This is a genomic window from Bradyrhizobium sp. USDA 4011 (assembly GCF_054063415.1).
Window position 1 is genome coordinate 7,855,480 of sequence record NZ_JBSSGG010000001.1, and the last position, 13,945, is coordinate 7,869,424.

Annotated in this window: 14 protein-coding genes; 10 read left to right on the plus strand and 4 right to left on the minus strand. The window is 65.2% G+C overall.

Annotated features, from left to right (window positions below; genetic code table 11):
* Nucleotides 1-41 precede the first annotated feature (41 nt).
* The 7 genes from ACVW1C_RS37210 (at nucleotide 42) to ACVW1C_RS37240 (ending at nucleotide 5,126) form a co-directional block, all read left to right on the plus strand.
* Nucleotides 42-968 carry an adenylate kinase gene (locus ACVW1C_RS37210; protein WP_456762485.1) on the plus strand — a complete coding sequence of 309 codons (927 nt, stop codon included), beginning with the start codon at nucleotides 42-44 and terminating at the stop codon, nucleotides 966-968.
* A gap of 191 nt (nucleotides 969-1,159) precedes the next feature.
* Nucleotides 1,160-1,528, plus strand: coding sequence for a 30S ribosomal protein S13 (gene rpsM, locus ACVW1C_RS37215; RefSeq protein WP_173637151.1), 369 nt, complete (start codon nucleotides 1,160-1,162; stop codon nucleotides 1,526-1,528).
* A 114-nt stretch (nucleotides 1,529-1,642) separates the two neighbouring features.
* Nucleotides 1,643-2,032, plus strand: a complete 390-nt coding sequence (gene rpsK / locus ACVW1C_RS37220; RefSeq protein WP_006021048.1) for a 30S ribosomal protein S11 — start codon at nucleotides 1,643-1,645, stop codon at nucleotides 2,030-2,032.
* Between the two features lie 118 nt (nucleotides 2,033-2,150).
* Nucleotides 2,151-3,182, plus strand: a complete 1,032-nt coding sequence (locus ACVW1C_RS37225) for a DNA-directed RNA polymerase subunit alpha (RefSeq protein ID WP_092114981.1) — start codon at nucleotides 2,151-2,153, stop codon at nucleotides 3,180-3,182.
* 207 nt (nucleotides 3,183-3,389) lie between these two features.
* Nucleotides 3,390-3,806 (plus strand): 50S ribosomal protein L17, encoded by a 417-nt coding sequence (rplQ, locus tag ACVW1C_RS37230; RefSeq protein ID WP_176530652.1) that lies wholly within the window; start codon nucleotides 3,390-3,392, stop codon nucleotides 3,804-3,806.
* A 219-nt stretch (nucleotides 3,807-4,025) separates the two neighbouring features.
* On the plus strand, nucleotides 4,026-4,820 hold the full coding sequence (locus ACVW1C_RS37235; protein WP_456762486.1) for an SDR family NAD(P)-dependent oxidoreductase: 795 nt from the start codon (nucleotides 4,026-4,028) through the stop codon (nucleotides 4,818-4,820).
* Nucleotides 4,821-4,829: 9 nt separating this feature from the next.
* Nucleotides 4,830-5,126, plus strand: a complete 297-nt coding sequence (locus ACVW1C_RS37240) for a DUF1330 domain-containing protein (RefSeq protein ID WP_456762487.1) — start codon at nucleotides 4,830-4,832, stop codon at nucleotides 5,124-5,126.
* 6 nt (nucleotides 5,127-5,132) lie between these two features.
* On the opposite strand, the gene ACVW1C_RS37245 is transcribed toward ACVW1C_RS37240, so the two are convergent.
* The 3 genes from ACVW1C_RS37245 to ACVW1C_RS37255 form a co-directional block, all read right to left on the minus strand.
* Nucleotides 5,133-6,260 (minus strand): hypothetical protein, encoded by a 1,128-nt coding sequence (locus tag ACVW1C_RS37245; protein ID WP_456762488.1) that lies wholly within the window; start codon nucleotides 6,258-6,260, stop codon nucleotides 5,133-5,135.
* A 62-nt stretch (nucleotides 6,261-6,322) separates the two neighbouring features.
* On the minus strand, nucleotides 6,323-7,402 hold the full coding sequence (locus ACVW1C_RS37250) for a phosphotransferase (protein WP_456762489.1): 1,080 nt from the start codon (nucleotides 7,400-7,402) through the stop codon (nucleotides 6,323-6,325).
* A gap of 241 nt (nucleotides 7,403-7,643) precedes the next feature.
* The gene (locus ACVW1C_RS37255) at nucleotides 7,644-8,657 is read right to left on the minus strand and encodes a zinc-binding alcohol dehydrogenase family protein (protein WP_456762490.1); all 1,014 of its coding nucleotides are present in this window, start codon (nucleotides 8,655-8,657) and stop codon (nucleotides 7,644-7,646) included.
* A gap of 118 nt (nucleotides 8,658-8,775) precedes the next feature.
* Between ACVW1C_RS37255 and ACVW1C_RS37260 the strand changes: the two genes are divergently transcribed.
* Nucleotides 8,776-9,156, plus strand: a complete 381-nt coding sequence (locus ACVW1C_RS37260) for a winged helix-turn-helix transcriptional regulator (protein ID WP_456762491.1) — start codon at nucleotides 8,776-8,778, stop codon at nucleotides 9,154-9,156.
* Between the two features lie 72 nt (nucleotides 9,157-9,228).
* Here ACVW1C_RS37260 and ACVW1C_RS37265 read toward each other — a convergent pair whose 3' ends face one another.
* Nucleotides 9,229-10,827, minus strand: a complete 1,599-nt coding sequence (locus ACVW1C_RS37265; protein WP_456762492.1) for an OprO/OprP family phosphate-selective porin — start codon at nucleotides 10,825-10,827, stop codon at nucleotides 9,229-9,231.
* 344 nt (nucleotides 10,828-11,171) lie between these two features.
* Here ACVW1C_RS37265 and ACVW1C_RS37270 point away from each other — a divergent pair, with 344 nt between their 5' ends.
* Entirely contained in the window at nucleotides 11,172-12,530 is a 1,359-nt protein-coding gene (locus ACVW1C_RS37270; protein WP_456763270.1) for a DegQ family serine endoprotease, read from the plus strand.
* Entirely contained in the window at nucleotides 12,527-13,861 is a 1,335-nt protein-coding gene (locus ACVW1C_RS37275; protein ID WP_456762493.1) for a replication-associated recombination protein A, read from the plus strand. Before ACVW1C_RS37270 ends, ACVW1C_RS37275 begins: the two co-directional genes overlap by 4 nt.
* The last annotated feature ends 84 nt before the right edge of the window (nucleotides 13,862-13,945 follow it).

Genomic DNA, 13,945 nt, shown 5'->3' on the forward strand with positions numbered 1-13,945 from the left:
GTGTGCGGACGTCGCCCACCTAGCCGGGGGGCGAAACAGATATGAGATTGATCCTTTTGGGGCCGCCGGGCTCGGGCAAGGGAACCCAGGCGCAGCGGCTGGTGCACCGGCATGGGATCGTTCAGCTCTCGACCGGCGAGATGCTGCGCGCTGCCGCTGCCGCGGGCACCCCGGTCGGCTTGCAGGCCAAGGAGATCATGGCCAATGGCGGCCTGGTTCCCGACGAGGTCGTGGTGGGAATCATCGCCGACCGGATCGAGGAGCCCGACGCGAAGAAGGGCTTCATTCTCGACGGCTTCCCGCGCACCGTGCCGCAGGCGGAGGCGCTCGACGAGTTGCTCCGGAAAAAGCACCTCAAGCTCGACGCCGTCGTCGAGCTGCGCGTCAACGAGAGTGCGCTGCTCGCCCGCGTCGAGAAGCGCGCCGAGGAAACCCGCGCGCGCGGCGAGGAAGTGCGCCTCGACGATACGCCGGAAGTGCTGACCAGGCGCCTGGCGCAGTACCGCTCGATGACCGAGCCGCTGATTCACTATTATTCGGAGCGGCGGAAGCTCCTGACGGTCGATGGCATGATGACCATCGAGCACGTCACCCGCGAGATCAACCGGATCCTGACCGCGCTCGGCGCGCTGGAACCGAAGGAGCACGAGGAGCACAAGAGCGCCTCGAAGGCGTCCAGGACGGCTAAGAAGACCGCGAAAAAGGCGACCAAGAAGGTCGCCGAATCGGCCAAAACGGCCGCCAAGCCGGCCCGGAAGGGGGCCAAGGCGGCCTCAAAGCCGGCCTCCAAGGTCAAAGCCGCCAAGAAGGCTGCCAAGAAAACGACCAAGAAAACGGCGATGCAACCGGCCAGGAAGACCGTGAAGAAGGCCGCAAGGCAGGCCGCCCGTACCGCGAATGCCCGGAAGGGGGCAAAGGCCACCAAAAAGGCAGCAAAAAGGCTCACGAAAAAGCGAGCTAAACGCTAGGAGCGGTTGACGAAACCGACATGAATCCTTTAATAAGCCCCGCATCCAAGTTGGATAGTTTTATGACGATGCCGGGCCCCGAAGGACATCAGGGGAAGGGCGTCGTGTTCGCGTTTGCGGACACAAGCCCGCAGAGAGCAAGAACTTGAGAAGCCCGTATCCGTGATGGATCGGCGACAGGAGAGAAGTCCGTGGCCCGTATTGCCGGCGTCAACATTCCTACCAATAAGCGCGTGCTGATCGCGCTTCAGTACATCCATGGTATCGGCCAGAAGAACGCGGCCGACATCATCGAGAAGGTCAAGATCCCGGCGGACCGTCGTGTCAGCCAGTTGACCGACCAGGAGGTCCTGCAGATCCGCGAAGTCATCGACCGCGACTATCTGGTCGAGGGCGACCTCCGTCGTGAGGTCGGCATCAACATCAAGCGGCTGATGGACCTCGGCTGCTATCGCGGCCTGCGTCATCGCCGTGGTCTGCCGGTGCGCGGCCAGCGCACCCACACCAATGCGCGCACGCGCAAGGGTCCGGCCAAGGCGATCGCCGGCAAGAAGAAGTAAGTTTCGCGAATTGCAGGTGGGGAGTAGCGAATCAAAATTCGCTGCTCGCCATTTGCGTTTTGAGGTGTAGCCGCTGGCACTACGGCGGCGTTGAGATCACAGGAAAGGTTTGAAATGGGCAAGGAAGCCACCCGCGTACGCCGCCGCGAACGCAAGAACATCGCCTCCGGCATCGCGCACGTGAATTCGTCGTTCAACAACACGACCATCACCATCACCGACGCGCAGGGCAACACCATCGCCTGGTCGTCGGCTGGCACGATGGGCTTCAAGGGCTCGCGCAAGTCGACCCCCTATGCCGCGCAGGTCGCGGCCGAAGACGTCTCCAAGAAGGCGCAGGAACACGGCATGCGCACGCTGGAGGTTGAAGTGGCCGGCCCGGGTTCGGGCCGTGAGTCGGCGCTCCGTGCGCTGCAGGCTGCGGGCTTCACCGTCACCTCGATCCGCGACGTGACCACGATCCCGCACAATGGCTGCCGTCCGCGCAAGCGTCGGCGCGTTTGATCTGTAAATCGCGGGCGGCCTCCAGCCGCCCTGCGATCGTTTTTGGAATTGACCGCGCGGACTGTTCCGCGATCTCCAACGCCAGGTTCGGCCATTCGACGGGCCCGACGACTGGCACATGGGTGAACAAGTGACGATCCAGAAAAATTGGCAAGAACTTATTCGACCGAACAAGCTGCAGGTGACGCCGGGCTCGGACGCGAGCCGGTTCGCCACCGTGGTCGCCGAGCCGCTTGAGCGCGGCTTCGGCCAGACGCTCGGCAACGCGCTGCGCCGCATCCTGCTGTCCTCGCTGCAGGGCGCGGCGGTGCAGTCGGTGCATATCGACGGCGTGCTGCACGAGTTCTCCTCGATCGCCGGTGTCCGCGAAGACGTCACCGACATCGTCCTCAACATCAAGGACATCTCGATCAAGATGCAGGGCGAAGGCCCGAAGCGCATGGTCGTGAAGAAGCAGGGCCCGGGCGCCGTCACCGCCGGCGATATCCAGACCGTCGGCGACGTCACCGTGCTCAATCCCGACCTGCAGCTCTGCACGCTGGACGATGGTGCCGAGATCCGCATGGAGTTCACGGTCGCGACCGGCAAGGGCTATGTCGCCGCCGAGCGCAACCGGCCTGAGGATGCGCCGATCGGCCTGATCCCGGTCGACAGCCTGTTCTCGCCGGTCCGCAAGGTCTCCTACAAGGTCGAGAACACCCGTGAGGGCCAGATCCTCGACTACGACAAGCTGACCATGACGATCGAGACCAACGGCGCGATCACGCCGGAGGACGCGGTGGCCTATGCGGCGCGCATCCTGCAGGATCAGCTCAACGTGTTCGTCAACTTCGAAGAGCCGCGCAAGGAAGTCACGCAGGAGATCATCCCCGATCTCGCGTTCAACCCGGCGTTCCTCAAGAAGGTCGACGAGCTCGAGCTGTCGGTGCGTTCGGCAAACTGCCTGAAGAACGACAACATCGTCTACATCGGCGACCTCGTGCAGAAGTCCGAAGCGGAAATGCTCCGCACCCCGAACTTCGGCCGCAAGTCGCTGAACGAGATCAAGGAAGTGCTGGCCCAGATGGGCCTGCACCTCGGCATGGAAGTGCCGGGCTGGCCGCCGGAGAACATCGACGAGCTCGCCAAGCGCTTCGAGGATCACTACTGATCCGAATTCACCGTCGTGGCCGGAGCATCTCCGGCCACGATTTTACGCAGCATGATCCTGGAAAAGTGCGGAGCGGTTTTCCGCGAGGATCATGCTCAAGCGAGATAGCAAAAGCGCGCCAAGGCGCTTTTGCGGGCGAACGCAGGATGCCCACCTGCAAAACTTGTCGCTGAACCACCGCGGCAGAATTGAAGAAGGAAGAAGTCAATGCGTCACGGCAAGGTTCATCGGAAGCTCAACCGCACCGCCGAGCACCGGCGTGCGATGTTCGCCAACATGGCGGCCGCGCTGATCAAGCACGAGCAGATCGTCACCACGCTGCCGAAGGCCAAGGAGCTGCGGCCGATCGTCGAGAAGCTCGTCACCCTCGGCAAGAAGGGTGGCCTGGCCCTGCGCCGCCAGGCGATCTCGGAGCTGCGCGACCTCGACCAGGTCAAGAAGCTGTTCGACACGCTGGCGACCCGCTACAAGGACCGCCAGGGCGGCTACACCCGCATCATCAAGGCCGGCTTCCGCTACGGCGACAACGCGGCGATGGCCGTGATCGAGTTCGTCGATCGCGACGTCGATGCCAAGGGCCAGGACTCCGGTCCGGCCCAGGGCAAGGAAGCCGAGGCGGCGTAACGCCGCTCTCGCCGAGGCGGCTAGACCGCTCTCGAGCCAGGTTTTGAAGACGGCGCCTTCGGGCGCCGTTTTTATTTTGCGCGGCGCTCCATCCCAGTGGTCGTCCTGGCTTTCGCCAGGACGACGAGATGTCTTCAAGTTTCTCACGCGTCGGTGAGGTGCAATTGCTATGCGTGATCCCACGCCCGATATCTCCATTCACATCAATGGAGATGACAAATGAAAATCGACCTTTCCGGAAAGACCGCGCTGGTGACCGGCTCGACCGCGGGCATCGGCAACGCCATCGCCAGGGGGCTGGCAGAAACCGGCGCCGATGTCGTCATCAACGGCCGCAGCGAGGCCAAGGTCGATGCAGCGGTTGCCGCGATCGAGAAGGCAGTGCCAGGCGCCAAAGTCCGCGGCATCGCCGCCGACGTCTCGACATCGGCCGGGTGCAAGGCGCTGCTCGCGGCTCTGCCCGAGGTCGACATCCTCGTCAACAATGCCGGCATCTTCGAGCCGAAGCCGTTCTTCGATATTCCCGACGAGGACTGGAGCCGCTTCTTCGAGGTTAACGTGATGTCGGGCGTGCGGCTGTCGCGCGGCTACATGCAGGGCATGCTGAAGCGCAATTGGGGCCGCATCGTCTTCATCTCCTCGGAATCCGGCCTCAACATCCCGACCGAGATGATCCACTACGGCACGACCAAGACCGCGCAGCTCGCGATCGCGCGCGGGCTCGCGCAGCTGACCCGTGGCACCGCGGTCACCGTCAACTCCGTGCTGCCGGGGCCGACGATGTCCGAGGGGGTCGAGACCTTCGTCAAGGATCTCGCCCAGCAGAACGGCCAGTCGGTCGAGGAGGCGGCCTCCAACTTCGTCAAGCAGCACCGGCCGACCTCGCTGTTGCAACGCTTTGCGAGCACCGAGGAGATCGCCAACCTCGTCGTCTATGTCTGCTCCAAGCAGGCCTCCGCGACCAATGGCGCCGCGCTGCGCGCCGAGGGCGGCATCGTCAATACCATCGCCTGAGGCGCGGCCATGTCAGCCTATGTGATTTCCGAGGTCGACGTGAAGGATGCCGCAGGCTTCGAGGCCTATCGCGCCATCGCCGCCAAGGCGATCGCGCAGTATGGCGGGCGCTATCTGGTGCGCGGCGGTGCTGCGGAGGCCGTCGAAGGCGGCCCGCCGCCGAAGAGCATCATCGTCGTCGAATTCCCGTCGATGACGCGGCTGCGCGAGTGGTACGCATCGCCGGAATATGCCGAGGCGCTCAAGCATCGGCGGACCGCGTTGGACCGCCGGCTGATCTTCGTCGAAGGCGTGCCGCCGAGCTAACCCTTGCTAACCCTTGGCGCCGTCGAGAAACTCGCTGAAGCCGGCCGGACGGTAGGGGCCGAAGCATATCTGCTCCAGGACGCCAATACCCGTCCGGTCGCCCTGGCGGGCGCGCACCACCTGTTGCACGTGCACGTTCTCGCGGGCCAGCGGATCGAGCGTGACGGGATCGAACGACTCGCCGCCGATCTCGAGCTCGCCCTTCCACATGCCCTGGCCCCATTGCGGATGACCGTAGCCGAGGCCCTTCATCTGGAATTTCAGGATCGGGTCGAGCGCGATGGTCGAGGTGTGGCCGTCGATGTCGACCAGGTCGATTTCGGCTGACTGCGCAAGGCGCGTGTTCGGGACGTATTTGACGCGGTGCCGCGCGGTTGCCATGCGGCGGTCGCGCCCATCGACGACGCCGGGAATCTCGGCTTCGCTCCGGTACAATGGCGCGGTGATGCCCTCGCGGACCAGGGCCTCACCCTGTGTCCCGTCGAAAAAGATGGCATGCGAGATGTGGTCGTCCCAGACCAGCGGGGCCCAGAGGAAGAACACGCTCGGCGGCGGCATCGGCGCGCCGCCGACATCGCGTTCGCCGACATTGCGAACCCCCCAGGAGCGATCCTTGGTGCCGTAGCAGGCGTGATCGTCCACCTTGATCTCGCCATCGGGGTGGCGCACGACGCCGCTCCAGCGGCCGAACTGGTCGAACCGGGTCGAGTCCACCGCGCGGCGGTCGCCGGACCAAAGCGTTTGCCGCGCCTCCTGGATCGCGGCCGTGCGTGCGGAGAAGGTCAGGTCGCAGGCGAGACCCGTCGCATTGTCGTCGAGCACGACCCGCGTCCGCCGCATCGGTTCGATGACCTCCAGCCTGAACGGGCCGACCTGCATCTCGGTGCGCTCGAGCGGCGCCCGCCGCGAACCGTAGAAGCAATGCTGCCGTCCGCCACGCTCCACGACGCTGAAGGCGCAATCGAGGATCTTGCGGTGCGGGTAGATCGCGATGCCGATCCCGAAATAATACGCGCCGTCGGCGGTGTAGCCGTTGAACCAGGTCCGGTCATAGACATTGCGGTCGCTGGTCGAGGGAACCGCGATCGGCTCCGGCGTCTGGTGGATGGGGAAGTCGTCCAGTTTGTTGAGCACGCCGATCCCTTTCGCTGTCTTGACGCGTCATCTTCACGGCAGCCATTTCGCCCGATCGCGCGTCAGTCCTGCCAGTATGAAAAACTGTCGTGGTCCAGCGCTTGCGCGCAGGCGCCACGGGTCATTTTCAGGAACAGCGCGTCGCCCCGCTCGGAGCGCTGGACGCTGAGCGCCGAGACGACGCCCATCATGATGCCATGCAGCGTGTAGCGCCGGTAATCCCGCCAGCAATCATCCCAGCCATAGTCCCGCACGCCGCGCCGGATCAGCTCGGAATGATAGAACCGCACGAGATCGGCTTCATGAAGCCGCCGCTCGGACGGATCGACACCGGCCGACAGGAAATAGGCGACGTCGACGATGCCTGGCCCCACCGTCAGCGTCTGCCAGTCCAGCGTCGCCATCGGACGGGTGTTGCCGCGCACCTCGAAAAGCATGTTGTCGAGCCGGAAGTCCGCGTGCTGCAAGGTTCGCGGCACCGATCGATCGGACTGGTAGCGCGGTATCGCGTCTGGCAGCCGGTCGATCAGATCCAGGAATTCCGGCTCGATCACGCCGTGATAGCGCTCCTTGTAGTGACCGATGATGGCGGGCAGCACCGCGCGAAGATCCCTGCGCCGGCTTGCGGCGACCACGAAGCATTGCACCGCGTCGAGCGTCGGGTCGTTCCATCGCGGCGCATGCAGCGCGGCGGCCTCACGCATCGCCGTCAGGCAGTCCGCGATCGCGCATCCGGCGAGCTGGTCTCCCGGGCGTGCGGGCGCCAGGTCTTCCAGGATCAGCGTGAAGTCGTCGGTCGCAAGATCGATTTCGGCGAGGATCGGCCGCGGGGTGTGAATGTCGACGGTGGCCGCCAGTTCGCGATAAAAGGCGACCTCGCGGATGTAGAGCGTGTGCGCGGAACCGGAGCGGCGGCTGTCGGGATCTGCGGCCGGGAATTTGCCGATGACGCTTGAGGGCGCGTTCGGCTCATCGCCGTCATAGGTCAGATGAAACCGATAGCTGTCGCCGACGAGGCCATTGCCGACCGGCTTGCAGACGAGTTCGATGACCTTCGCCTGGTCGATCGCACCGGCTGCGCGCAGCGCCCGCGTCATCCACTCCGGATCGATCCGCGACGGATCGGCCGTGAGCAAACTCATCGGTTTCCTCCCATCCCCGTGTATCCCCTTGGGGCGTCACCACCGTTCCGGCCGCGTCTCGCGCGGCCGGATTGAGGACGGGGTGATCGTTGCGCAAATCATACAGGCGATGTCATGGCTTTGGCAAAGCCACGCGCCGGCCTGTGGGGATATCTCGCGAGTTGGTAGGGCGGGTTAGCGTCAGCGTGACCGTCGTTCGCAGAGCGAAATACGCTGGGCTAACTCACCCTGCGCGTCGGGGCTACCAGCCCTCCAGCACGATCTTGCCGCGCGACTTGCCGCTTTCCAGCAGCGCATGGGCGCGCTTCAGGTTGGCGGCGTTGATGGTGCCGAAGGTCTGGTCGAGCGTGGTGCGCAGCACGCCCTTGTCGATGAGGTCGGCAACGTCGTTGAGCAGATGATGCTGCGCGATCATGTCAGGCGTCTGGAACGAGGAGCGCGTGAACATCGATTCCCAGTGCACCGACACCGCCTTGCCCTTGAACACGGCGACGTTGAATTCGGCGGGATCGTCGATCAGGCCGAACTTGCCCTGCGGCGCGATGAAGTCGGCGATCGACTTGTAGTGCTGGTCGGTGAAGGTAAGGCTGGCGACGAGGCCGACCGGCGGCAGCCTCAAGCTCTCGATCTGCTCCTTCATCGGCTGCGAGTGATCGATCACCGCATGCGCACCGAGATCGCGGCACCACTTCTGAGACTCCGGCCGCGTCGCGGTCGCAACCACGGTCAGCCCGGTGAGGCGGCGCGCGAGCTGGATCAGGATCGAGCCGACGCCGCCGGCGCCGCCGGTGATCAGCAGCGTGCGTGGATCGAGGCTCTTGCCCGGCACCGCGCCGAGCCGGTCGAACAGCAGCTCCCAAGCGGTGATCGAGGTCAGGGGCAGGGCGGCGGCCTGCGCGAACGACAATGAGGCCGGCTTGTTGCCGACGATGCGCTCATCCACCAGATGAAATTCCGAGTTGGTGCCCTGGCGCAGGATCGAGCCCGCGTAGAACACCTCATCGCCCGGCTTGAACAGCGAGACGTCGGACCCGACGGCGTCGACCACGCCGGCCGCATCGAAGCCGAGGATCTTGTAGCCACCGTCGGTCGGCGCGGCGCGTTTGCGCACCTTGTAGTCGACCGGGTTGGCCGAGATCGCCTTCACCGCGACGCGGATGTCGCGCCCCTTCGGTTCGGGCTTGGCGATCTCGAAATCGACGAGCGAATCCGCCGCCTCGATCGGCAGCGATTTTTGGTATCCGACGGCCTTCATGCCTGGTCTCCGTGGTGGTCGATTGCCTGCCGTGTTACCTGTCGCGCTAGCGCCCTTTTGGCAAGTACTGTAAAAACAGGGAACTAGTCCCCGTTTGTATACTATTGGGAAATTCTCGATGAAACGGCAGAACTTCGCGCGCCGGCCGGGCTGCGCGGTCGAGGCGGCGCTCGACCTGATCGACGGCAAGTGGAAGGGCGTGATCCTGTATCATTTGCAGGCCGGCACCCAGCGCTTCGGCGAGCTGCGGCGGCGGATGCCCGGCATCACCCAGCGCATGCTGACCAAGCAACTGCGGGCGCTGGAGGACGACGGCCTCGTGATCCGCAAGGTCTACGCCGAGGTGCCGCCGCGGGTCGAATACACGCTCTCCGAACTCGGCGAGAGCCTGCGTCCGGTGATCGATATTTTGAAAGCCTGGGGCGAGGGCCATCAGGAACGGCTGTCCTGCGCGCCGGTGCCGGAGGTCGTCGTGAAGAAGTCGAAGCGCGCGGCCTGACAATCTGGAATGAAGAAGGCCGGGAGCGGCGTGTCGCTCCCGGCCTTTGTTGTCGGCGCTGATCAGATTGCGTCAGAACGCTACTTGCGTGCGCAGCGCGACCGCGTCGAACTTCGAGCCGGCATCCACAGGCGAGGTCGCCGAGGCCTGCTTGGCGACGTCGCCGTGCAGGTAGTTCAGCATGAAACGGACGTTGTTGTTGACGTACCAGTTCAGCCCGGCGGTGTAGACCGTCTGCCGCCCGCCCGCGATGCCGACGGCCTGGCCGACCTGGTCGTTGAGGTTCATCGTGCTGACGCGGCCGGCGATTTCCCAGGCGCCAATGCCACCACCGGCGAGCGAGAACGGATCGTGCGGCTTGATGCCGCCATAGGAGGCCGCTGCCGGATTGTAGGCGTGGTTCTCGCCGGTCAGCACATAGCCGACCTGCGCATATCCGCCGTCGAATTTCAGGCTCGGCGCGCCGAACGGCGGCAGCCCGGTATTCGCGGAGCGGTCGACGTTGAACCAATAGTACTCGCCCTGTGCGATGAACGGGCCGTAGGTCGCAGCCGCCTCGACGCCGTAGACCTGCGCGCCGGAGACGTTGGCGATCGCACCGGTCGAGGTCAGCGTCGTCGGGTCGATGCGCAGCTCGGGCCGGTCGTTCAGCGTGAGCGTCTGCGCCTGGGTGAGCTGGTTGCGCGGCGGCTGGACCAGCCATTCCGCATCGGCGCCGATATGCACCGAGTAGTTCTTGCCGCTGATCGGATTGCCGGCGACGCGGATGACACCGCCATACTGCTCGGACGTGCCGGCCGGCGCGGCTGACGACGCGGAGTGAATCGCGCCCGTCGTTGGTCCGGTGACATAGCCGCCGATCCAGAGCTGGTCGTTCCACCAGCGGGTGCCGGCGCCGGAACGGAAGTCACCGGCCGCGATGTTCTGTGCGATGATGCCGGCCGAGGCGCGCTCCATGAACAGGATGTCGTTGGAGCTCGTCGCTTCGTCCAGCGTCCACGGGATGTCCATGATGCCGCCTTCGATCGCCATCTTGCCGCCGAACGGCTTGAAGCCGGTGTAGCTCAGATAGGCATTCTCGACGCCGGAGGTGCCGCCGCCGGGCAGCGATCCCGGTGCCGCGCCGCCGAAGCCGTCGGACGAGCCGCCGAAGTCGTAGATCAGCGCGTAATTCCAGTCGCCGAAGAATTTGCCGATGATGCCGATGCGGGCGCGGCGGAGGTTCTCGCCGCTGTCGAGCTTCTGCGGCGAGGTACTTGCGGTGTTCGGCCGATAGTCGTAGCCGCCGACATCCCAGTGCACGCGGCTCGTGATCGCAACGCAGTTCTGTTCATCCGCAGTGCAGATCGTCGGCCGGTTGTTCGGCATCGTCACCACGACGCCCGACGGCGCGACCGGGCCCTTGACCGGGATCGCGGCGTTGGCGCTTGCGACCCGGGCGGCCTTGGCATCCGCCGCCTTCGCGTTGGCATTCGCGCTGGCTGCGGTCGCGGTATTGGCATTGGTCTGCTTCTGCAGCTTGTCGAGCTTCTGCTCGAGCATCTTCAGCTGCTGCTTCAGCAGCGCGATCTCCGCGTCGCTGCCGCTTCCGGCCGATTGCGAATAGGCCGGCGAGGCGGCGAGCGCCCCTGCCAGCCCTATGGCGATTGCACCTACTTTTGTCGCACCCATTGTGCACCCCTGTTGTGTTTGAATTCCCCACTCACTCACTGAAACGTCCTAGGAGTTGATCGTGACTGACGCACGACAGCGCCGCCTGGCATCGCAGTTCCGCTTGTTGTCCGCAGGCAACAAGCGGAGCGGCGCAGTGAGATGACAGTCATCATAGGGGCTTGGCGGCGCGCTTCAACGCGGCTTCCGGCGGTTTTGCACCGGTCCGGCGGGGGCCAGTTATCCGGCCGGGCGCCCTTCAATTGCCCGGCGAACACGCCTATATTCCGGCGTTTCCACGAGAGGTGAGAATGCTCCGACCCGTCCGCTTTGCTGCCATATCCGCTCTGTGCACATTGGCCTTCATGGGGAATCTGTCCCCAGCCGCGGCCCAGGACCGCCGCGTGCCGTCCTCGCAGGCCGAGCTCCAATTGTCCTATGCGCCGATCGTGCAGCGGGTGCAGCCGGCGGTGGTCAACGTCTACGCCGCCAAGACGGTGCAGAACCGCAATCCGTTTCTGGACGACCCGATCTTCCGCCGCTTCTTCGGCGTCCCGGGGCAGCAGCCCGAGCAGATGCAGCGCTCGCTCGGCTCCGGCGTGATGGTCGATGCTTCCGGCCTCGTGGTCACAAACAATCACGTGATCGAGGGCGCCGACCAGGTGAAGGTCTCGCTCGCCGACAAGCGCGAATACGAGGCCGAGATCGTGCTGAAGGACAGCCGCACCGACCTCGCCGTGCTGCGGCTGAAGGAAACCAACAGGGAGAAATTCGCGACGCTCGACTTCGCCAATTCGGACCAGCTGCAGGTCGGCGACGTCGTGCTGGCGATCGGCAATCCGTTCGGCGTCGGCCAGACCGTGACGCACGGCATCATCTCGGCGCTGGCGCGCACGCAAGTCGGGATCACGGATTATCAATTCTTCATTCAGACCGACGCGGCGATCAATCCCGGCAATTCCGGCGGCGCGCTGGTCGACATGACCGGCCGGCTCGCCGGCATCAACACCGCGATCTTCTCGCGCTCCGGCGGTTCGCAGGGCATCGGCTTCGCAATCCCCGCCAACATGGTGCGCGTAGTGGTGGCCTCCGCCAAGAGCGGCGGCAAGGCAGTGAAGCGGCCATGGCTTGGCGCGCGGCTGCAGGCCGTCACGCCGGAGATCGCGGAGACGCTCGGGCTGAAGCTGCCGACCGGCGCGCTGGTCGCCAACGTCGCGCCGAACAGCCCGGCGGCGAAGGCCGGGCTCAAACTGTCCGACCTGATCGTCGGGATCGACGGCACGCCGATCGACGATCCCAACGCGTTCGACTATCGCTTCGCGACCCGTCCGCTCGGCGGCAGCGCGGAGATCGAAGTGCAGCGCGCCGGCAAGCCGGTGAAGCTCACCGTGCCGCTGGAGACCGCGCCCGATACCAACCGCGACGAGATCGTGCTGACCGCGCGTTCGCCATTCCAGGGCGCCAGGGTTGCCAACATCTCGCCGGCGCTGGCCGACGAGCTGCATCTCGACGCCGGCGCGGAGGGCGTCGTCGTCACCGAACTCGCCGATGACGGCACAGCCGCCAGTGTTGGCTTCCAGAAGGGCGACATCATCCTTGCGGTCAACAATGAGAAGATCGTGCGGACCAGCGACCTCGACAAGGTATCGAAGGCGGGGTCGCGGATCTGGCGCATCACGCTGGTGCGCGGGGGCCAGCAGATCAACGTGACGCTCGGCGGATGAACCCCAAGCAACCGCGGGACGCGACGAACCTGTTCGCTGCGGCGGGGATGGAGCAGGACGCGCCGCACCCGCTGCCGGACCGGCTGCGCCCGCGCACGCTGGCCGACGTCGTCGGTCAGGATCACATCCTCGGCCCAGACGGCGCGCTGACCCGCATGCTGGAGACGCGCACGCTGGGTTCGCTGGTGTTCTGGGGACCGCCCGGCACCGGCAAGACCACCGTGGCGCGGCTTCTGGCCGACGCCACCGAGCTGCATTTCGAGCAGATCTCCGCGGTATTCTCCGGCGTCGCCGACCTGAAGAAGGCGTTCGATGCCGCGCGGGCCCGGCGCGAGACCGGCAAGGGCACGCTGCTGTTCGTCGACGAGGTGCACAGGTTCAACCGCGCGCAACAGGATTCCTTCCTGCCGGTGATGGAGGACGGCACCGTGGTGCTGGTCGGCGCCACCACGGAGAATCCGTCGTTCGAGCTCAACGCGGCGCTGCTGTCGCGCGCCCGCGTGCTGGTGTTTCATTCGCTCGACACGGCCGCGATCGAACGGCTGTTTGCCAATGCCGAGAAGATCGAGGGCAAGGCCTTGCCGCTCGATGCGGAAGCGCGCGCCGTGCTGGTGCGGATGGCCGACGGTGACGGCCGCGCCTCGCTGACATTGGCCGAAGAGGTCTGGCGCGCTGCGCGCAAGGGCGAGGTGTTCAACGCCGAGCAGTTGCAGGCCATCCTGCAACGCCGCGCGCCGATCTACGACAAGTCGGCCGACGGCCACTACAATCTGATCTCGGCGCTGCACAAGTCGGTGCGCGGCTCCGATCCGGATGCGGCATTGTATTATCTCGCGCGCATGCTCGATGCCGGCGAGGACCCGCTGTTCCTGGCGCGCCGCGTGGTGCGCATGGCCGTCGAGGACATCGGCCTTGCCGATCCGCAGGCATTGGCGGTCTGCAACGCTGCCAAGGATGCCTATGATTTCCTGGGCTCGCCGGAGGGCGAGCTCGCGATCGCACAGGCCGTGGTCTATCTCGCCACCGCGCCGAAATCGAACGCGGTGTACACTGCGTTCGGCGCTGCGATGCAGACCGCGAAGCAGGGCGGCTCGCTGCTGCCGCCAAAACACATTCTGAATTCGCCGACGAAATTGATGAAGTCGGAGGGCTACGGCTCCGGCTATCAGTATGATCACGACGCGCCCGACGCGTTCTCCGGCCAGGACTATTTCCCGGAAGCGCTGGGCCGCCAGACCTTCTACGATCCGCCCGACCGCGGTTTCGAGCGCGAGATCAGGAAACGGCTCGACTACTGGCAGCGGCTGCGCAAGGAGCGTGGCGGGAGCTAGAGCGTATACTCGTAAATCCGGTACGCACGTGCGCGGGATGCAATGTCCGAGTTGCCCTCAAAAGCAGACATCGACGATGCCAAA

Bases quoted from the DNA above. Each gene is read 5' to 3' on its own strand.
- ACVW1C_RS37210 (WP_456762485.1), top strand. From the start codon at position 42: ATGAGATTGATCCTTTTGGGGCCGCCGGGCTCGGGCAAGGGAACCCAG.
- rpsK (WP_006021048.1), top strand. From the start codon at position 1,643: ATGGGCAAGGAAGCCACCCGCGTACGCCGCCGCGAACGCAAGAACATC.
- ACVW1C_RS37225 (WP_092114981.1), top strand. From the start codon at position 2,151: ATGGGTGAACAAGTGACGATCCAGAAAAATTGGCAAGAACTTATTCGA.
- rplQ (WP_176530652.1), top strand. From the start codon at position 3,390: ATGCGTCACGGCAAGGTTCATCGGAAGCTCAACCGCACCGCCGAGCAC.
- ACVW1C_RS37235 (WP_456762486.1), top strand. From the start codon at position 4,026: ATGAAAATCGACCTTTCCGGAAAGACCGCGCTGGTGACCGGCTCGACC.
- ACVW1C_RS37240 (WP_456762487.1), top strand. From the start codon at position 4,830: ATGTCAGCCTATGTGATTTCCGAGGTCGACGTGAAGGATGCCGCAGGC.
- ACVW1C_RS37250 (WP_456762489.1), bottom strand. From the start codon at position 7,402: ATGAGTTTGCTCACGGCCGATCCGTCGCGGATCGATCCGGAGTGGATG.
- ACVW1C_RS37255 (WP_456762490.1), bottom strand. From the start codon at position 8,657: ATGAAGGCCGTCGGATACCAAAAATCGCTGCCGATCGAGGCGGCGGAT.
- ACVW1C_RS37260 (WP_456762491.1), top strand. From the start codon at position 8,776: ATGAAACGGCAGAACTTCGCGCGCCGGCCGGGCTGCGCGGTCGAGGCG.
- ACVW1C_RS37265 (WP_456762492.1), bottom strand. From the start codon at position 10,827: ATGGGTGCGACAAAAGTAGGTGCAATCGCCATAGGGCTGGCAGGGGCG.
- ACVW1C_RS37270 (WP_456763270.1), top strand. From the start codon at position 11,172: ATGGGGAATCTGTCCCCAGCCGCGGCCCAGGACCGCCGCGTGCCGTCC.
- ACVW1C_RS37275 (WP_456762493.1), top strand. From the start codon at position 12,527: ATGAACCCCAAGCAACCGCGGGACGCGACGAACCTGTTCGCTGCGGCG.